This window comes from Streptomyces sp. NPDC038135, assembly GCF_055601245.1.
This window is the reverse complement of sequence record NZ_JBVJXS010000008.1, coordinates 139120-157846: the sequence shown is the minus strand read 5'-3', so window position 1 is coordinate 157846 and position 18727 is coordinate 139120. Positions and strand designations below refer to the sequence as shown.

Below are 18727 nucleotides of genomic sequence, written 5' to 3'. Positions count from 1 at the left end.
GGCGGTCCGCGTTCGCCGCACGCGGCCCCGGGCGCCGGAAGGGCGTGCCGCCCCGCCGGACGGCACGCCCTCATGTCGGTTGCCCGGCGGGGGAGTTGACGCGCTCTGTCGCCGTGCGGGGTCAGCGCAGGCGCAGCGCCTCGCGGACCGTGGTGAACAGGTCGGTCTGGTCGGTGACGCCGAGGACCCGGTAGGCCATCGGGCCCTGGGCGGCGATCCGGACCTCGGTGCCGGTGTGCTCCTGGGACTGGCCCGGGGTGTTGGTGGAGTAGTTGACCTTGAGCTGCTGGCCCTCGTCGGTGACCAGGGTGGAGGACAGGCCGGGCGGGGTGGCCTCCAGCGGCACGATCTGGCTGGTGTGGCCGTGGTCGGCGGTGGTGACGACCAGGGTGTCGGGGTGCTTGGCCGCGTAGGCGCGGGCGACCTTCACGGCCTTGTCGAAGGCGGCGGTCTCACCGATCTGGCCGCACGGGTCGGCGGCGTGGTCCTGCTTGTCGATCGAGGCGCCCTCGATCTGCAGGAAGAACCCCTGCTTGGAGTGGTTCGCCTTCTGCTTGGCCTCCAGCAGCTGGATCGCCTTCGTGGCGGAGTCGGCGAGGCTGGGGGTGGCGGCCGGGCGGTTCGGGTTGGACGTGACGCACCGCTGCGGGTCCGTGCCGCCGACCGCCGCCGCCTTTCCGGTCCACTCGGTGGGCACGTTGCCCGGGGCGAACAGGCCGAGCACCGGCTTGCCCGACTTGGCCGCCTTCATGGACGCGTGGTCCGTGACGACCTGGTAGCCCAGCTTCTTCGCCTGCTCGGTGACCGTCAGGCCCTTGTACCTGCCGTTGGTGACGGTCTGGTCGAAGCGCTGCTTGCCGCCGCCGAAGAGGACGTCGACCCTGTGGTTGACCTCCTGCTCGGCGATCGAGCCCGGACCGCCGGCGGCGACCGTGTCGCCGGGGCACTTGGCCATGTCGGCCGGCCCCTGGCAGGAGCGGTCGGTGGCGTGGGCGGCGAGCACGGCCGGGGTGGCGTCGGTGAGTTCGGCGGTGGTGACGTCGCCGGTGGCGTAGCCGTTCTTTCGCGCCAGCTCCAGCAGCGTCTTCACCGGCCTGTCCGTGCCGGGGGTCTTGGAGATCCGGCCGTTCACCGTCTTCACACCGGTCGCCCAGCCGGTGCCGCTGGCGGCGGAGTCGGTGACGTAGTCCGGGGTGCCGTCGGCGTGCACGGCGTAGGTGGTGTAGGCGCCGGTGAGCGGGAACCTGTCCATGTTCAGGCGCCCGTCGGCGCCCACGGTGTAGTCACGGGCGAGGGTGATCTCCGAGTCGCCCATACCGTCGCCGATCAGCAGGATGACGTTCTTCGCCTTCCCGTCCTGGATCGCGTTCCGCGCCTGCTCCTTGCCGCCGGACGCGCCGGCGGCGCTGGTGACGGCCACGGCGGCGGTGGTGGCGGTGACCAGCGCGGTCGCGACCGTGAGGCGACGGCGGGTGGCTCTGTGCATGGAATGGCTCCTTGGGGCGTCAGGTGATCGGAAGCGGTCCGACGGGGACCAGATCACCAGGCGCCGGCGAAGCACAGGTGAACCACCGGCCGAGTGCGCGTATCCAGGTCATGACACGCCGTAGGTCATGAACCAGTGGGTGTCGAAGTAGCGGGCCAGCGAGTAGGGATGGAGCGGGTCCACGAGGGCGTGGCAGACGAACCGCGCGGTCCCCGGGCCGAAGGCGAGGTCCCTTGTGTTGTCGAAGGACCGCACCACGACCGGCCACCGGCCGGGGTCGTCGCAGTCGGTCCGCCAGCAGTACACGTCCTCGGCCTCGGTGCCCGCCCAGATGAGCAGACCGTCCTCCCGCAGCTCCGTCCACGGCTCCTGGTTCAGGTCCAGGTATCCGTCGAAGGCGCCCACGCCGAACGTCTCGACCATGCGCTTGTAGTCGGCGGGCAACGCGGTGCCCAGACGCGACTCCAGTGCCGCCCAGTCCACGTCCGGCCGCTGGTCGGACCGGGTCCAGCCGGTGATGCCCTTCAGACGCTCCAGCCAGTCGACGTCCTCGTCGTCCTCGCCGGGGAAGACCGCGAGAGGCCGCGGCACCTCCCGGTGCGCGACCGCGAGCACCGGCCGCTCGGCCCCCTCGGCGTCCCGGGCCGTACCGGTGGCGATCCACTGGTCGGCGTACGCCCACGCCCGTATGGTCACCGCCCGGTCCAGGAAGGGGACGAGCAGGTCGGCGCCCCTGGACTCGTCGACCGTCGGATCGGTGAAGCCGTCGAGGACGAGGGTGCGCGGGGCGCCGTACCTGCTGCCGAGCAGGTCGGTCAGTTCGTGCACGTCCAGGTCGCCGGGCAGGTACATGTGGCCGCCGTACGGCCCGAGTCGGGCCAGCAGTTCGTCGACGGCCGTCTGGGTGAGCTCCATGACGGACAGTGAAACGCACCGCACTGACAACGGACCCGCCCGGCCCGCGCCGCGCCCCCCGCGCGCGTCCGGCCCGCCCGGGGACGCTGCACACCTTCACGGCGGCGGAGGCGGCCGGCCGCACGTGAGCCGCCGGTGGCGGCGAAGACCTCGGGGACGGCAAGCGTGGCGACGGGTGGGCCGGAGGCGTCCGGCGGGTCCGGCCCCCGCGCCGTCGCCGGGACGTCCGTCCCCGGTCCGCCCGTGCGGACGAGGGTCGTCCCCTGCCGGGCGGGACGTGTGCTCACGCCCCGGTCTCCGAGGGAGGCCCCGGCGGCTCCCGCAGCACGCTCCACGCGACCGGGCCCAGCAGATCGGCGAGCCGCCGGAACACGTCGAGGAACAGGTCGTCGATCGTCAGCACGCCCACCGCCCGGCCCCCGTCCAGCACCGGAAGCCGGCGGACCCCGGTGCGGCGGAACGCGCGGTAGGCCGACTGCAGGTCGTCACCGGCCTCGACCGTGACGACGTCCCGCGACATCACCTGGTCCGCCCGGGCGTCCACGCCCAGGCCACCGCCCATGCCGCGCAGGGCGAGGTCGCGGTCGGTGACGATCCCCCGCAGTGCCCCGTCCTCGGTCACGAGGACGGAACCGACGGCCGACCCCGTCATCCGCCGGACCACCTCCGCCAGGCATACGTGCGGGGCGACGCACACCGGGGGAGCGGTCATGATCTCGGCGACCTTCATACGGCGGCTCCTCGCTCTCCGGCGGATCCGGTCAGGGCGGCTGCCCGGTGCCTGGCCGGCGGTCCACCCGAACGGGACGCCCGAGCGCCGTTTCCATGCAATCCCCGGCGCGACGCGCCTGCCAGGGCCATTGGTCCCGAGCGCGGGCGGGCCACGGGCCGGCCGGCGCCCGATGGGGCCGTGTGGCCCCTGATCCGTCCCGGCGCCACGGCGGCACCCTGGTAACGGAACTCTCCGACAACGGGAGGTGGAGCCGATGTCCCGGACCGTCACCGCAGGACTCGACGATGCGCCCGAGAGCCGGGCCGCGGCCGAGTGGGCGGCGCGCGAGGCGGTGCTGCGCGGCCTGCCCCTGAAGATCGTGCACGTCCAGGAGGAGGCCCCCGGACACGTGGCCCGGATCCCGCTGCCGGAGTTCGAGAGCCGGCAGCGGTGGGCCGAGCGGTGGGCGCGGGAGACCGCGGACGGCATCCGGTTGCGCCACCCGGGCCTCGAGGTGGTCACCGAGCAGCTCACGGGGACCGTGGCCGACGTCCTGTGCGAGGCCGCGGGGTTCGCCGAGCTGCTGGTCCTGGGCTCGCGGGGCCTCGGCGCGCTGGGCGGCTTCCTGGTCGGCTCGGCGAGCCTCGGTGTCGTGGCCCGCGCCGAGCGTCCCGTGGTGCTGGTGCGAGCCGGGGAGCAGGCCGCCGACGAGCACCGGCCGGACGCGGCCGGCGTGCCGTCCGGCGCGGCGCCCTTCCGGCCTGTTGTGCTGGGCCTCGACATCGAGCGTCCGGACGACGCGCCGCTGGAGTTCGCCTTCGACGCCGCCGCCCGCCGCGGCGCCGCGCTGCGCGCCGTGCACGCCTGGCCCGAACCGCCGCCCGCCTTCCCCCGCTTCGCGGGTGACGCCGAACTCCACGACTCGTCCGAGCGCGCGCAGGCCGCCCTGCTGCACAAGGTGCTCCGCCCCTGGCGGCACAAGTTCCCGGACGTCGAGGTGATCGAGGCGAGCCGGTGCGCAAGCGCCGCGCAGGCCCTCGTGGCCGATTCCCGTGACGCCTCCCTGGTGGTCGTGGGCCGGCGCATCCGCACCGGCTCGCTCGGCCCTCACATCGGCCATGTCACGCACTCCGCCCTGCACCACGTCGCCGCGCCCGTCGCGGTCGTCGCGCACGGCTGAGCCGCCGTCCGTGAGGCCGTGGGGCGCCTTCGGCCGGCGAAGCCGCCGGGCCGTCCTCCGGAACCCGCCGCCCGCACCCGGAACCGGACCGGGCGGCCCCCGCGGTCAGCCCGCGGCGGAGACGTCCGGGGCCGGGGCGGCGGGGCCGCGGCCGGCGGGGCCCGAGGCCCAGGCGACGGCCTCCTCGAGTTCGGTGTACTCGAAGCGCCGCACCTCGGCCCGGACGAAGTGGTTCGCGAGGTGGGGTACGAACTCGGCGAACCTGCTGTCGGCCGCCAGCGCGATCCGCCTGACCCTGCGGTGGTGGTCCCGGACGAAACGAACGTGCCGCAGCAGGCTCCTGACGTTCTCCCAGCCGGGGAAGGCGCGCGCGTGCACCACGACGCCTTCCAGCGCGTCATGGGTGTCGAGCCAGTTGTCGACGGTCTTCGCCAGCGCGTCGAAGTCCTGGACGCGCAGCGGCTGATCGACCTCGATCACGACCACCCTGTCCTCCGACCGGAGCTGGTGGGACACACCGGGGCCTTCGGGCAGGGAGGTGAGCCAGCGCAGCGCCTCCTCGCGGTCCGCGCAGCCGTAGACGCGTACCGGACAGGGCATCAGGAAGCTCGTGAGGCGGGTCGACTCCCTGATCCAGCGGACGTCGCTGACGACCGCGCAGCCCTCGAACAGGCGCATGGAGCCGAAGCCCACCTTGAGGTCGTCCCAGGCGGCGGCCGGCTTGTACGACCGGAACTCCGGGCCGCACTCCCACAGCAGCCGGATACGCCGGCCCTCGCGGCGCGCCTCGTCGAGGAGCGGCTTGATCACGGCTTCGTAGTCGTCCTTCGTCACCGTGCCGATCGCCTTGACCGCGTCGACTCCGGGAGGCGCGTCCTGGGCTCTTTCCAGCATGGCGTTCCCTCTCTCAGGCCGGCCCGGCCCCACCGCTCAGCACCAGTGTGGAGCGCCCGCCCGCCGCGCGCACACCGGCGGCGGGGGTCCGGCCGTGCCGCCGGTCAGCCGCCCGTCAGGCCCGCGCCCTCCGGTTCCGGCTCGGTGCGTGCGGTGGCGTCGGCCAGGCCGAGGCGGAGGTGCTCCACGTGGTGGATGGCCTGGTCGATGAGTTCCGCGACGTGGTTGTCGTACAGCGAGTACACGATCGAGCGGCCCTTGCGGTTGCCGACGACGAGGCCGAGGTTGCGCAGCAGGCGCAGCTGGTGGGAGCAGGCGGACTGCTCCATGCCGACCTCGGCGGCCAGCTCGGTCGCGGGCAGCGGGCCTTCGCGCAGGCGGGAGAGGATCAGCAGCCGCGAGGGGGTCGCCAGCGCCTGGAGGGTGGTGGCCACCTTGGCGGCGCCGGCCGCGTCCAGGCTCCTGCGCGGGACGTGTCCCGATGACTGTGCGGCTCCGTGACCCATGCGCTCATGGTAACGGCACCACGAATGAACACATGAATGAGTCTTCATTTATTCCTGTTACGGTGGTGACGTCGGACCCCGCCCACCGTGAAGGACCCGCGCCGATGTCATCCACCCTCACCCGCCCGGCGCCGCCCGGTACCGCCCGCGACGCCGGCGCGCCCCGGCGCCGCACCCGGATCCTCGCCCTGCCCGAGGCCCGCTGGGCGGCCGTCGCGCTGGTGCTCTTCCTGGTCGCGCTCCCGCTGTACCTCTCCGGGGCGCCGGCCTGGACCTGGGGCGCGCTCTTCGCGGCCGTGTACGCGGCCGGCGGCTGGGAACCGGGCTGGGCCGGGCTCCGGGCGCTGCGGGAGAAGACCCTGGACGTGGACCTGCTGATGGTGGTCGCCGCGCTCGGCGCGGCGGCGATCGGGCAGGTGCTGGACGGCGCGCTGCTCATCGTCATCTTCGCCACCTCGGGAGCGCTGGAGGCGGTCGCCACGGCCCGCACCGCCGACTCGGTGCGCGGCCTGCTCGACCTCGCGCCCGCCACGGCCACCCGGATCGCCGACGACGGCGCCGAGGAGGCGGTCCCCACCGGGCGGCTCGCGGTGGGCGAGATCATCCTGGTGCGGCCCGGTGAGCGCGTCGGCGCCGACGGCCGCGTGCTGGACGGGGCCAGCGAGGTCGACCAGGCCACCATCACCGGCGAGCCGCTTCCGGTGGCGAAGGAAGCGGGCGACGAGGTGTTCGCCGGCACCCTCAACGGCACCGGCGCCCTGCGGGTGAAGGTCGAGCGGGACCCGTCCGACTCGGTGATCGCCCGGATCGTGGCCATGGTCGAGGAGGCCTCGGAGACCAAGGCCCCGACCCAGCTCTTCATCGAGAAGGTGGAACAGCGCTATTCCATCGGCATGGTGGCCGCCACCCTGGCGCTCTTCGTGCTCCCGCTCGTCTTCGGAGCCGCGCTCCAGCCCACGTTGCTGCGGGCCATGACCTTCATGATCGTCGCATCGCCCTGCGCGGTGGTGCTGGCCACCATGCCGCCGCTGCTGTCCGCCATCGCCAACGCCGGCCGGCACGGCGTGCTGGTCAAGTCGGCCGTGGTCATGGAACGCCTCGGCCAGGTCGACGCGGTCGCGCTCGACAAGACGGGCACCCTGACCGAGGGCGCCCCGCAGGTGACCGGCGTACGTCCCCTGGCCGCCGCCGGCCTGACGGAGGACGAGGTGCTGCGGTTCGCCGCGGCGGCCGAACACCCCAGCGAGCACCCGCTGGCCCGGGCGGTCGTCGACGCCGCCCGCGACCGCGGTCTGGACATCCCCCCGGCGGAGGACTTCGGCTCGGCGCCCGGCACCGGCGTGAGCGCCACCGTCGAAGGCAGGACCGTCGCGGTCGGCAGCCCGGCCCGCCTGCCGGGCGGCCGCACGGACCAGCCCGCCATGGCCGTGGCGGCCGAGTGGGAGCGGGAGGGCCGTACGGCCGTGCTCGTCACCCTCGACGGCGAGCCGGCGGGGGTCCTGGGCGTCGCCGACCGGCTGCGCGCCGAAGCCGCCGCCACCGTCACGGCCCTGGGCGGGCTGACGGGGACCTCCCCGGTCCTCGTCACCGGCGACAACCCGCGCGCGGCGGCCCGGCTCGCCGCCGAGGTCGGCATCACCGACGTCCGCGCCGGGCTGCTGCCGCAGGACAAGGTGACGGCGGTACGGGAGCTGGAACGGGCCGGGCGGAAGGTGCTGGTGGTCGGCGACGGCGTCAACGACGCCCCCGCGCTGGCCGCCGCCCACACCGGCATCGCCATGGGCCGCGCCGGTTCCGACCTCGCCCTGGAGACCGCCGACGCGGTCGTGGTCCGTGACGAACTGGCCACCGTCCCCGCGGTCGTCCGCCTGTCCCGCCGGGCGCGCCGCCTCGTGGTGCAGAACCTGGTCATCGCCTCGGTGTTCATCACCGGCCTGGTCGTCTGGGACCTGGCCGGGACCCTTCCGCTGCCGCTGGGCGTAGCGGGTCACGAGGGCTCCACCGTCATCGTGGGCCTCAACGGCCTGCGACTGCTCGCCGACGGCGCCTGGCGCCGTGCCCGGACCGGGATGGAGCGGTAAGCGGGGCGGCGAGCGCGCCGGAGTAGGGGCGGCCGCCCCGCCCAGAGGCGGGCGGACGCGGCCCACCCGAGACGTGGGGAGCCGAGCCCGCGGATGCCCGCCGGCCGGTGGAGACCCTCACCCGACCGGTATCGGCCGCCTGATCACCTCGCCCGTCGGGGTTCCGCGTCGTCGAGGGCGACGGCGGCCCTGACCAGCTTGCCCTGGGGCTCCCGGCGCATCTCGAAGCTCCGGCACGCCGCCATGACGATCTCCAGCCCGTGCTGACCGACCCGGCCCGGATCCGGTTCCCGCACCGTCGGAAGTGAAGAGTCGCTGTCCCGCACGATCACCTCGACGGCACCCGCACGGGCCTGGATCGTCAGCAGACACGGTCCCGGAGCGTACTTGCGGGCGTTGGTCACCAGCTCACTCACCACCAGCTGCACCACGTGCAGCACGCGTTCGGACACCGCGACGCCGTGCACGGCGGTGAGGTCGGCCAGGAAGGAACGGGCCAGAGCGCGAGCCTCCGCGATCTGCGCATCGCTGCCGAAGGCGGCGGCGACCGCCATCGGCCGGCTGCCCGGCGACCGCCGGCTCTGTTCCCCCGGCGTCCTATCCATGCCAACGGCCCCCGCTCCCGCGCGTCTTCACCACGTGCACACCGACGGCCCTCGAAACCCGCCGTTCCCCCGGCTTCGGCGAGGGGGCACGCACGCGCCGCCATGACACCGGGGCACCGCCACGGCCGAGCGGGCCGGCGGAACGGCGCGGGGACCTGAGAGACATGGAAACCTTCAAGGCGCGACGAAGACGTCGCCGACCAGGCTTCCCGGCACACCACCCACCCCAACAGCATGGCGAGCCAACGGCATTGTAACGGCGCACCGCTGATCGGCACAGGCAGGGTCGGGTGGAGGGGGCAAGGGGGTCGGTGGCCGCGCGGTGCGGGGACGCGGATGTCCCGCGCGCCCGACGCGCACGGGACGGCTCACGCCTGCTGCGCGACCGGCGCGGCGCCCGTCGACTCGCGCGGCGGGCTCATGAGCCACCGCCCCGGTCAGCGCACCCGTCCGCGCGGCTTCAGCGGCACCGGGGGCAGCTCCGGCGCGGACAGCGGGCGCCCGTCGTAACCCGTCACCTCGCCGAAGCGGGTGCCGTTCGTCCAGTCCTCGCGGGCCTGCTCGATCTCCGCCTGGGTGCGCGCGACGAAGTTCCACCACATGATCAGCTCCTCGGCGAACGGCTCGCCGCCCAGCAGCATGATCCCGGCGTCCGACTCGGCGCGCAGGGGGAGTTCGGCGCGGCCGCAGCCGAGGTAGAGCATCGAGCCCGGCAGGACCGGCACGCCGTCCACGTTCACCTCGCCGGACATGGCCAGCACGCCGTACTCGAAGTCGGGGTTCAGGGGCAGGCGTACGTCGGCGCCCCGGGTGAGGCTCAGGTCGGCGCCGACGATCGGGGTGAACGCCGTGCCGGGGGAGGACGCTCCGTCGAGCTCGCCGAGGATCACGGTGGCGGTGAGACCGGGCGCGGTGACCTGGGGCAGCTCGGCGTGGTACTCGAACCTCGGCTCCGTGTGGCGGTGTTCGTCGGGGAGCGCGACCCAGAGCTGCGCTCCGTGCAGGAAGCGGGCGTGCGACCGGGGGCTCTCCTCGGAGTGGCTGATCGCCCGGCCCGAGGTCATCAGGCCGAGCTGCCGGGGACCGATGGTCTGCAGGCTGCCGGTGGAGTCGCGGTGCAGCACCTCGCCCTCGTGCAGCCAGCTCACCGTCTGCAGCCCGATGTGCGGGTGCGGCGGCACCTGCATACCGGGCTCGTCGGCGATGTCGTCGGGGCCGTAGTGGTCGACGAAGGCCCAGGCGCCGATCATGCGCCGGCCCAGGTTGGGCAGCAGCCGGCGCACCTCGGTGGACTCGCCCAGCTTCACTCGGCGAGGGCTCAGCAGTTCGCGGACGGGCTCGGCGACGACGAATCCGCGGCCGCCGCACACACTCGGTACCGGCGCACGGTCAAGATTGCTCATGCGGCACAACCTAGTCGCCCCGGAGCCGGGACGCAGACAGACCCGTGCCCCGGCACCCGGTGGGGCTGCCGGGCGCTACGGCGTGGCGCTGCCCGGGCTGCTCGGGGACGGCCGGGCCGGTGACGGGGGGACGGTGGTGGGCACGGGTGCCGGGGTGCCGGTCGCGGGCCTCGGGGAGCGGGCCGGCTCGGCCGGGCGGGGCCGGTCGTCCCGGACGGTGAGGAACACCAGGGCGGCCACCGCGGCCAGCGCGAGCAGGCCCGCGACGACACGGCGTACCGGCAGCCGCCGGGCGTGCGTCGCGGACGGCGGGCGCGGTGCCCGCAGGTCGGCCGGGCCGACGGACTCGGCGCGCGCGGCGAGGGCGGCCCGCAGCCGTTCCTCGACGCGCGCCGGCGCGGTTCCCGTCCCGGCGGGGGAGTCGTTCATCGCAGACCCTCCAGGCGTCGGCCGAGGGCGTCCAGGGCCCTGCTGGCCGTGGACTTCACGGCGCCCCGCGACAGACCCAGCGTCGCCGCGATCTGGGCCTCGGTCAGGTACGACCAGTAGCGCAGCACCAGCACCTCGCGCTGCCGCGGGGTCAGCGTTCGCAGGGCCGCCAGCACCTCCCGGTGGTCCTCGTGCAGCAGGACGTCCTCCTCCGGCGGCGGCGCGTGCCCCTCGGGTTCGGGGACGTGCGCCCGTACGGTCCTGCGCCGCCGCAGCACCGAGCGGGCGCCGTTGACGACGCTCGTGCGCAGGTACGCCTCTGGGTCGTCGAGGGAGCCGAGGCGGTGGCCGTGGCGGCGGAACAGCGCGGTGAACGCGTCCTGGACGACGTCCTCGGCCGTGGGCAGGTCGTCGACCAGCAGCACCGCCAGGCGCACCAGGGAGAGCCGGCGGTGGTGGTACAACTCCTCGATGCCCGGCGGGATCTCGGCGGCGGCCCGCCCCGGTGCGCCGATGCCGGCGCCGCGGCCGGGCGGCGCCGGGGCTGCCGGGCCCCCGGCGCGGACGCGGGCCAGCAGACGGGCGCGCAGCGGCGCGAGCCGGGACGCCGGGCGGCTCCGCCCGCGCGCCGGAATGCGGAACGGGCCCCGGACGAGGGGTCCCGCCGGCGGTGTGGCTGTGGTCATGGATCTCCCGGCCGGTGTGCGGGGAGCCGCGTAGGCGGGCTCCCCGCACACCGGCGCTGCCTCAGTGGTGCGGTGGAACCGGCGCGGGCGTGGCGAGCCGGCTCGCCGGAACCGGACTCGGCGACGCCGTCCGGTGGCCGTGGTGCGGCGCCGGGACCGGCTTCGGGGTGCCCGGACGCGTGGGGGAGGGCACGGGGGTCGGGGCCTTCGTACCCGGCGCCGACGGCACGGGGGCCGGCGTGTGCGGGCTGGACGGCACCGGGGTCGGGGCGGACGTGGGCGGGTGCGACGGCGTCGGGACGGGCTTCGGCGTCGGCGGCCGGGTCGGGGACGGCACGGGCGTGGGCGTCGCGTGGCCGCCCGCCGACGCCGGCGCGGTGGTGGCGCCGGAGCGGGCGGCGGGCCGGGCGTCGCCCTGCACCGCCTGGGCGGTGACGGCGCCGCCCACGGCGAGGGCCGCGCCGACGGCGGAGACCCCCAGGACGGTGCGCAGCCCGCGCTTGCGGCCGGGGCGGGGGGATTGCTCTGTGGACATGGGTTCCTTCGGTCGCTCGGGTCGGACGTGGGTCGAAGTGGAGGCCTCCACCCGGACAGACGTCCGACCCCGGACGAGGTTGCACCCTGCGGCCGGGCAATTCTCCGCTCGCCCCCCGGGTGCGCCGGCACAGCCGGTCCGGCGGCTCGGCGCGGGCCCGCCGCGGAGTGGGACCGTCGATTGACGGCCCCCGCGGGGCGGGCCGACGATGGGGGCGAGGGGTGCGGCCGCCGCCAATGTGCTGCCGGTGCCGTCCGTGGCCGCCGGGGACGGGGGCCGGCCCCGGCCGTGGTGAGCGGCCGGAAGGGAGGACACCGTCATGCTGGAAGTGAAGACGGTCGACAAACCCGACGAGCGGCGTGACTTCCCCCGCGGCCACCTCGAAGCCCTGCATCTGACCGGGCTCGACTTCGCGGTGGGCACCTTCGAACCGGGCTGGCGGTGGTCGGAGTCCGTGGGACCGATCGCGGGCACCGCGAGCTGCATGGTCCACCACAACGGCTATGTGGTCCAGGGACGGATGCACCTGCGGATGGACGACGGCGGCGAGAGCGAGGTCGGCCCCGGGGACGTCTTCGTCTGCCCGCCCGGCCACGACGCCTGGGTGGTGGGTGACGAGCAGGTCGTGGTGTTCGACTTCGCCGGGACGATGGCGAACGAGTACGCCAGGGGCTGAGCGGAGCACGCCGAGGGCCACGGGGCACACCCCGTGGCCCTCGGCGTGCGGCCCCGCGTCACACCGGAAGCAGCCTGGCGATCAGCGCGCCGAGCTGCCGGGCCGTACGGCACTCGTGCATCTCCACGAGAGCGGCGTAGGCGGGCGCCGCCGAGTCGCCGGTGCCCCACTGGGCGCGCGGCTCGGGGTTCAGCCAGTGCACGCCGCGGGCGCGGCGGGCGAGTTCCCGGACGGCGGGCAGGTTCGGGTCGCTCATGTTCGTCCGGGCGTCCCCGAGCACGAACACCGTCGTCCGGGGGCCGACCGCCGCGCCGTACCGCTCGGTGAACTCGCCGAGCGCGACGCCGTAGTCGCTGCTGTCGTGCCAGCCGGTCAGCGTGGCCTCCGCGCGGATCCGGGCGCCGAGCCCGTCCGGGTCCGCCCGGCCGTGGGCGAGCAGCCCGGTCACCTCGTCGAGCCGGTTGACGAAGGCGAACACGCGGATCTTGCTGAACTGGTCGTGCAGCGCCTGCACCAGCAGCATCGTGAAGTCCGAGAACCCCGACACCGAGCCCGACACGTCGCACAGCAGGACCAGTTCGGGCCGTACCGGACGGCGCCGGCGCAGCACCGGCCGCATCGGCACCCCGCCCGTGGACAGCGAGGAGCGCAGCGTGCGCCGCAGATCGACCGTGCCGCGCGCGGCACGGCGGCGGCGCGCGGCCAGCCGGGTCGCCAGCTTCCGCGCCAGCGGCCACACCACCCTGCGCAGCTCGGCGAGCTGGTCGCGGTGGGCGTACAGGAAGTCCACCCGGTCCGCGGTCGGCGCCACGGCCCGCCGGGCGATCTCGTCCCGGCCGCGCCGCTCGGCGACCCGGCGCCGGGCCTCCGCCCCGACCAGCCGGCGGAACTCCTCGATGCGGCGCCTGATCTCGTCGTCCAGCAGCCGGTCCGCGAAGCCCGTGCCGCCGTCCCGCGCCCGTACGTCGGCCCGTACCCGGGCCAGCAGGGTCTGCGGCCGGAGCCGGTCGAGCGTCTGGTGCGCCGACCAGCCGTCCGATCCCGCTGAGCCGCCGTATCCGCCGAAGCCGTCGACCGCCTCCGCCGCCAGCCGTGCCAGCAGCGCCGGATCGCCCGCCGCCAGCGCCCGTGCGAGGCGGTCGCGCAGCTCCTCCCGGTCCGCCGGCGCCCGCTCCGGGCCGCCCACACCGCGCGGGAAGTACAGGTCGAAGACCGGGTCGAACACGGCCCGCTGGGCCGGGCCGTGCAGCAGGGTCGCGGCCAGTCCCTCCCGCAGCAGCTCCCGGTCGCCGAAACCGAGGGCCTCGACGGCGAGGGCCGCGTCGACCGTCTCCCCGGTGCCGATCCGCACGCCGTGCGCGCGCAGCGCGCCGACCAGCCCGGTGATCCGGTCCCCGGCACCGGTCACAGTGCTTCCAGGTCCAGCTTGGCGGCCGCCTTCAGCACGTCGTCCTGGTGCTTGAGGAGCACGCCCAGGGTGTCCCGTACGACCGTCTCGTCCAGCGTGTCCGCGCCCAGGGCCAGCAGGGTCCGCGCCCAGTCGACGGTCTCCGCGACGGACGGCGCCTTGCGCAGGTCCATCGCCCGCAGCGCCCCGGCCACCCGGACCACCGACCCGGCCAGCGCCGCGTCCAGCCCCGGCACCTTCAGGGCCACGATCCGCCGCTCCAGTTCCTCCTCCGGGAACCCGATGTGCAGGAAGAGGCAGCGGCGGCGCAGCGCCTCGGACAGCTCGCGGCCCGCGTTGGAGGTGAGCACGACGAAGGGACGGCGGGTCGCGGTGACCGTGCCCAGTTCGGGGACCGTCACCTGGAAGTCGCTGAGCACCTCCAGCAGCAGGCCCTCCATCTCGACGTCGGCCTTGTCGATCTCGTCGATCAGCAGGACCGTCGGCTCCTCGCCGCGGATCGCGGTGAGGAGCGGGCGGGGCAGCAGGAACTCCTCGCTGAAGATGTCGGTACGGGCCTCGTCCCAGCTCTCGCCGCGGCCCGCGCTGATCCGCAGCAGCTGCTTGGCGTGGTTCCACTCGTACAGGGCCCGGGACTCGTCGACGCCCTCGTAGCACTGCAGCCGGACCAGCCGGGCGGCGGCGACCTCGGCGACGGCCTTGGCCAGCTCGGTCTTGCCGACCCCGGCGGGCCCCTCCACCAGCAGCGGCTTGCCCAGCCGGGCGGCGAGGAAGGCGGTCGTGGCGACGGCGGGCGAGGCGAGGTACCCGGTCTCGGCGAGGCGGGCGGAGACGTCGTCGACGGACGTGAACAACGGGGCCTCCGGCGGGTTCGGGGAACGGCGTCCGTCACTATCTAAGCGCTTGTTCAGCGCTCCTGTCACGTGCTCCCGCCCCGCTCACCCGCCGGCGGTCACCGGTGGCGCGAGCGGGCCGCCGCGCTGTCGCCCCTGAAGCGCTGGCCCATGGCGATCTCGTCGCCCACCACCGACCAGACGGTCTCGTCGTCCTGGAAGGGGAGCGGGTCGACGTCGCTCGTCTCCTCACGGACGCGGTCGACCTCGCCGTCGAGGCGCTCGAAGTCGGCCTCCTCCTCGTCCTCGTCGCCGCTGAAGGTGAACTCGTCGAGCAGGCGCTGGAAGCGGAGGGTGACCTGGACGAGGGACGAGACGTCCGTGTGGAGTTCCCGCACCGTCTCCTCGTCCGGGTCGAAGGCGTACACCTTGCCCGAGACGGGGTCGAGGGCGAGGTGCGCGTTGAGCAGCCAGCCGATGACGGGCCAGTCGCCCGCGTTCTCCTCGGCGTCCTCGAAGTCCTCGACGTGGACGACGTCCCGGACGAGGGGCAGCAGCCCGTCCTCCTCGTCGGGCTGACGCAGCAGGAGCGTCCGGGTGGGGACGCCGACGGTCTGCAGGAGGCGGGCGCCCTCGGTGTCCGCGGCGGCGGGTGGGAAGGCGGCGGCGGGCACGGTCGCGATGCGGTCCTCGCCGAAGATCTCGACGAGTTCGCCGCGGGTGACGTCGAAAAGCACTTCCGGTACTCCGAACTCGGTGGCGCCGGGCGCCGTGGATTTCCTGGCCGTCCCGCCCTGCTAGGGAAGGAACTTGCGGTCCGAGGGCGAGAGGTTCATCACCGTATCAGTGCGCCCTCCGGCGGCACCGTGCTGGTCCCACTGGTCCTCCAGCCACGCGACGTAGGCGCGGTGCTCCCGGTCCTTCTTGTACTTGCTCAGCTCCTTGCCGTCCGGCCCCTTCTCGGACTGGTCGTACTTCGCGCTGTGGCTGACCTCGAGATGGTCGGGGAACTCCCTCGCCAGATACTTGTCGCACTTGGGATTCTTCTGGCAGGGCTCGCGTTCCGTGTAGAGGTGACTGACGTTGCCCTCGTGGCCCTTCTTTATCAGCGGGTGCCCGATGGACCGTTCGGAGTGCGCCTTGCCGCTGGCGCCGACCAGGATGAACCGGTTCCCCTTGCCGTCGTCGTACAGCGCCGAGGCGTAGTTGCCGCCCGAGACGTAGGAGTCGGGGCGTTCGGAGCGGTTGGCGTAGCGGCCGAGCTGGGTGGCGCGGGCCAGCTCGGTGGAGCCGGGCGCGACCTTCTTGGAGTCGACCCGCTCGCCGTTGCTGGGCTTGTCCTTGCGCTGCTTCTCGTCCTTGTGGTTCCACGGGTACCAGGCCTTGTCGCCGAGTACCTGGTTCACGCCGGAGGAGTCGCTGTGGTGGACGGGGCTGGTGGTGCCGTCATGGTGCAGTTGGCGTACCGAACCGTCGTCGCTGAGCAGGTACATGGGCGTGTCGCCGTCCCGCTTGACCTTCTTGACGTCGACCTTGTCGGCCTCGTCGCCGACGTCGTGGTCCTTGCGCTTCTGGTGCCGGGAGGCGGCCTTCACACGTTCCGGGATGGTGTCGGAGACGTGGGTGGTCACCTTCTTGGCGGCCTTCTCCATGCCGTCGATGGCGCCCTCGAGAATGCCGTCGAAGGCCTTGGTGAAGACGTCCTTGCCCTTGGTCTTGTGGAAGGAGTGCTTCGACTTGCCCAGGTGGATCCCGGACTGGCTGCCCATGTCGCTGCCGTGGCGGGAGACCTTGCCGGCGCCGTCCTCGAACTCGACGTGGTCGATGACCGTCTTCTTGCCCCCGCTGCCCGAGCCGCCGGTGTCGCCCGCGGAGGCGAGCTGCATACCGCCCGGCTTGTCACCGGGGTTGAAGGCTCCCTCGGCGAGGTCGAGGACCATGTCGGAGACGAGCTCCTGGAGTTTGCCCGTGACGGGCTCGGTGACCTTGGCGACGAGCGCGTCCACGATCTGGTCGACCGCCTCGTCGATGAGCCGCTTCACGATGGTGCGCATCAGCGCGATCTCACCGGCGGCGGCCGCGGCGGAGATGCCCAGGGTCACCGGGGCGGCGGCGAGTTCGGCGACGATGGTGCCGGCGAGCACACCGAGTTCGACGCCCGCCTTGACCTTCATGCCGCGGATGATCTGGCCGACGCCGTCACAGGCGTCCGCGAACAGCCGCGCCACCTCGGGAATCTTCTCCAGGTGCCGGGTCTTCACATGCGACCAGTGCTTCTGCATGGAGTCGACGGCCCAGCCCTCGGAGGAGGACAGGATGCGGCTCACGGCCTTGTGCGCCTCACCGCCGTGGCCCTCGAACTCCTCGGCGAACTCCCGCATGGACGTCGCCATCTCGAAGTAGTCGTCCTCGTCGACATTGGGCCAGTTGACCCCGATGAGGTCGAGTGCCTCGTCGATGATGCTCGGCAGTACCAGACCCATGGCCGCGTGCTCCGTCCCCCGTCAAGTACCGGCTGTCCCGTCCCAGCCAACGGGACAGGTTGTCAGGTACACAAGAGTAAACCGGCCGCGTCACGGTTATGTGACAGGACGTCCATCTGACGATGACGGCAAGGGAGTTGACGGCGTTCGCTCGGGGAACGCAAGGCGGCGCATAGCAACCGGCCGCGGACCGCCGGCCGTCGTCACCGCCCCCGCATCCGCACGAGCGCCTCGTCCGTCCCCACCATCAGGTCCCCGTCCGCCGTGAAGGCGAGGGCGTTGGCCTGGCTGCCTGGGTGGAAGGTGCGCAACCGGTCGTCGTCCAGGAGCCGGTGCTCGACGAGGCCGTCGGCCCAGGCGATCGCGAGGGCGAGCCCGGCGCCGGTCGTCGCCACCGCCACCGCGTTGACGGCGCAGCCGCGGGCGGCCACCGGTTCGGGCATGGGGTCGGTGTGCGGAGCCCACGCGCGCACGGTGCCGTCGGCGCCGCCCGTGTACAGCAGGGCGACGGTGTCACCGGCCGCGGAGACCGGCAGGGCGGTTCCGGCGACCGCGGTGACGGGCCCCCGGTGCAGCGCGCGGGTACGCGGCTCGGCGCCGGCGGCCACCACGTGCACCGTCCCGGCGGCGTCACCGAGGACGACGCGGTCCCCGGCGCCGGTCAGCGCGGTGAACGTCTCCTGCTGACGCCGTGTGTACTCCCGCACGGCGTCGAGCAGCCGGCTCTGCTCGGAGGGGCCGTCGTCGAGGAGGGCGGCGAGTCCCCTGGGCCGCGACGACTCGGTGGCGCGCTGCGTGTGCAGCAGGCCGTGCTCGTCGAGGACGCTGACGGTGCCGTCGCCGTGCTCCGCGGTGGCGCGGACGCCGGGCGCGGAGTGCGGGAGGCGTCCGGTGGAGCGGGCGCTCTCCGCGTCGAGGACGCGCACGGTGCCCTGGTGGTCCGCGGCGACGAGCTGCCCCGCCAGGGGGCCGGTACCGGCCGCCAGCGAGCGGACCGGTCCGGGCCAGGGCGGGTTGACGTCGCCGCGCACCCGGTGCCAGACGAGGGTCCAGGAGGCGTCCCGGGCGAGGGCGCCGAGGACGGCGGGCAGCCGCGGATCACCGGCGTCGCCGAGGGCGGCGAGCAGGACGAGGGCGCGTTCGGCGGCGGGCTGCTCGCGTGTCAAGGAGGCGCCGGCCCGCAGCCAGGCGGCGCGCAGCCCGCCGTGGCTCTCCTCGGAGCGTTCGTACGCGGTGGTCACGCTCCAGGGGTCGGCGGCGCAGACCGAGGCGGGATCGTCCAGATCGAACGGTTCCTCCGGTTCCGGGTCCCGGCCCGCGACCGGCTCCGGGCCGGCCGGGTGGGCCGCCGCCCAGGACGCGCGTCGGGCCTCGTCGGTCCACCGGGGCTCGTCCAGGTCCATCCGGGCGCAGGGTCCGGCGGTCAGCGCCCGCTCCCACTCCGTACCCGAGCGGACCTCCACGAGTACCCGGAGGTGCTCCAACGAGGCCAGCGACAGGACCAGTTCGACGAGCGGGCCGGGCTGTTCGGCGGAGTGCAGTTCGGGCAGCGCGATGACGGTGCGGCGCGGGTCGGCGGCGAGCGCCGCCAGCAGGTCCCCCGGGGAACGCGCGGCGATCGACAGCTGTTCGCCGAGCATCCAGGCGGCCGTGGTCGCCGTCTGGCCGGGCAGCGGTACGAAGCCGTGGACCCGGCGTTCACCGACGGTGCCGGGCCGGGTGCCGTGGCCGATCAACCAGGCGAGGAGCCGCGACTTGCCGCTGCCCTCGGCGCCGGTGATCACGGCGAGGCCGGGGGCGTGGGGGTCGCCGAGCCAGGAGAGCAGGGCGGCCGCGGCGGGCTCCCGCCCGTCGGCGGGCCGGGACCAGGGCGGAGAGGCGTCGGCCGTCATGAA

The 18727-nt window shown here is 74.2% G+C and carries 18 protein-coding genes; 3 read left to right on the top strand and 15 right to left on the bottom strand.

What is annotated here, in order from left to right; genetic code table 11:
* Positions 1-121: 121 nt before the first annotated feature.
* The 3 genes from ACZ7JA_RS23530 to ACZ7JA_RS23520 all read right to left on the bottom strand — a co-directional run bounded on the left by ACZ7JA_RS23530 (position 122) and on the right by ACZ7JA_RS23520 (position 3131).
* Positions 122-1486, bottom strand: a complete 1365-nt coding sequence (locus ACZ7JA_RS23530) for an alkaline phosphatase (protein WP_470810208.1) — start codon at positions 1484-1486, stop codon at positions 122-124.
* Between the two features lie 108 nt (positions 1487-1594).
* Positions 1595-2401 carry a hypothetical protein gene (locus tag ACZ7JA_RS23525; protein ID WP_470810206.1) on the bottom strand — a complete coding sequence of 269 codons (807 nt, stop codon included), beginning with the start codon at positions 2399-2401 and terminating at the stop codon, positions 1595-1597.
* 283 nt (positions 2402-2684) lie between these two features.
* Entirely contained in the window at positions 2685-3131 is a 447-nt protein-coding gene (locus tag ACZ7JA_RS23520) for a CBS domain-containing protein (RefSeq protein ID WP_351671188.1), read from the bottom strand.
* 256 nt (positions 3132-3387) lie between these two features.
* On the opposite strand from ACZ7JA_RS23520, the gene ACZ7JA_RS23515 reads away from it, so the two are divergent.
* A complete protein-coding gene (locus tag ACZ7JA_RS23515; protein WP_351671191.1) occupies positions 3388-4293 on the top strand; it encodes a universal stress protein in 906 nt (301 codons plus the stop codon).
* Between the two features lie 105 nt (positions 4294-4398).
* Here the strand turns inward: ACZ7JA_RS23515 and ACZ7JA_RS23510 are convergent, their stop codons facing one another.
* Both ACZ7JA_RS23510 and ACZ7JA_RS23505 read right to left on the bottom strand, forming a co-directional pair.
* Positions 4399-5187 (bottom strand): SpoIIAA family protein, encoded by a 789-nt coding sequence (locus tag ACZ7JA_RS23510; protein ID WP_470810203.1) that lies wholly within the window; start codon positions 5185-5187, stop codon positions 4399-4401.
* A gap of 104 nt (positions 5188-5291) precedes the next feature.
* Entirely contained in the window at positions 5292-5693 is a 402-nt protein-coding gene (locus ACZ7JA_RS23505; RefSeq protein WP_470810201.1) for an ArsR/SmtB family transcription factor, read from the bottom strand.
* A 104-nt stretch (positions 5694-5797) separates the two neighbouring features.
* On the opposite strand from ACZ7JA_RS23505, the gene ACZ7JA_RS23500 reads away from it, so the two are divergent.
* Positions 5798-7774 (top strand): heavy metal translocating P-type ATPase, encoded by a 1977-nt coding sequence (locus ACZ7JA_RS23500; RefSeq protein WP_470810199.1) that lies wholly within the window; start codon positions 5798-5800, stop codon positions 7772-7774.
* A gap of 143 nt (positions 7775-7917) precedes the next feature.
* On the opposite strand, the gene ACZ7JA_RS23495 is transcribed toward ACZ7JA_RS23500, so the two are convergent.
* The 5 genes from ACZ7JA_RS23495 to ACZ7JA_RS23475 form a co-directional block, all read right to left on the bottom strand.
* Entirely contained in the window at positions 7918-8379 is a 462-nt protein-coding gene (locus ACZ7JA_RS23495; RefSeq protein WP_470810197.1) for an ATP-binding protein, read from the bottom strand.
* 437 nt (positions 8380-8816) lie between these two features.
* Complete coding sequence (locus tag ACZ7JA_RS23490; RefSeq protein WP_470810195.1) at positions 8817-9782, bottom strand: pirin family protein; 966 nt, start codon at positions 9780-9782, stop codon at positions 8817-8819.
* Between the two features lie 75 nt (positions 9783-9857).
* Positions 9858-10211, bottom strand: coding sequence for a hypothetical protein (locus ACZ7JA_RS23485; protein WP_389452441.1), 354 nt, complete (start codon positions 10209-10211; stop codon positions 9858-9860).
* Positions 10208-10897 carry an RNA polymerase sigma factor gene (locus ACZ7JA_RS23480; RefSeq protein ID WP_389452444.1) on the bottom strand — a complete coding sequence of 230 codons (690 nt, stop codon included), beginning with the start codon at positions 10895-10897 and terminating at the stop codon, positions 10208-10210. Before ACZ7JA_RS23480 ends, ACZ7JA_RS23485 begins: the two co-directional genes overlap by 4 nt.
* A gap of 61 nt (positions 10898-10958) precedes the next feature.
* Positions 10959-11432 carry a hypothetical protein gene (locus ACZ7JA_RS23475; RefSeq protein WP_470810192.1) on the bottom strand — a complete coding sequence of 158 codons (474 nt, stop codon included), beginning with the start codon at positions 11430-11432 and terminating at the stop codon, positions 10959-10961.
* Positions 11433-11751: 319 nt separating this feature from the next.
* Here ACZ7JA_RS23475 and ACZ7JA_RS23470 point away from each other — a divergent pair, with 319 nt between their 5' ends.
* Positions 11752-12108: a cupin domain-containing protein gene (locus ACZ7JA_RS23470; protein ID WP_351671219.1), complete on the top strand. Its 357-nt coding sequence runs from the start codon at positions 11752-11754 to the stop codon at positions 12106-12108.
* A 58-nt stretch (positions 12109-12166) separates the two neighbouring features.
* Here ACZ7JA_RS23470 and ACZ7JA_RS23465 read toward each other — a convergent pair whose 3' ends face one another.
* From ACZ7JA_RS23465 to ACZ7JA_RS23445, 5 genes are all read right to left on the bottom strand, one after another.
* Complete coding sequence (locus ACZ7JA_RS23465; protein WP_470810189.1) at positions 12167-13516, bottom strand: VWA domain-containing protein; 1350 nt, start codon at positions 13514-13516, stop codon at positions 12167-12169.
* Positions 13513-14370 (bottom strand): AAA family ATPase, encoded by an 858-nt coding sequence (locus ACZ7JA_RS23460; protein WP_351671225.1) that lies wholly within the window; start codon positions 14368-14370, stop codon positions 13513-13515. The genes ACZ7JA_RS23465 and ACZ7JA_RS23460 overlap by 4 nt, the downstream gene beginning before the upstream one ends.
* 98 nt (positions 14371-14468) lie before the next feature.
* Positions 14469-15086: an SUKH-4 family immunity protein gene (locus tag ACZ7JA_RS23455; RefSeq protein WP_351671228.1), complete on the bottom strand. Its 618-nt coding sequence runs from the start codon at positions 15084-15086 to the stop codon at positions 14469-14471.
* Positions 15087-15146: 60 nt separating this feature from the next.
* A complete protein-coding gene (locus ACZ7JA_RS23450) occupies positions 15147-16832 on the bottom strand; it encodes a WXG100-like domain-containing protein (RefSeq protein ID WP_351671231.1) in 1686 nt (561 codons plus the stop codon).
* Positions 16833-17035: 203 nt separating this feature from the next.
* The gene (locus ACZ7JA_RS23445; RefSeq protein WP_470810186.1) at positions 17036-18724 is read right to left on the bottom strand and encodes a hypothetical protein; all 1689 of its coding nucleotides are present in this window, start codon (positions 18722-18724) and stop codon (positions 17036-17038) included.
* Positions 18725-18727 lie beyond the last annotated feature (3 nt).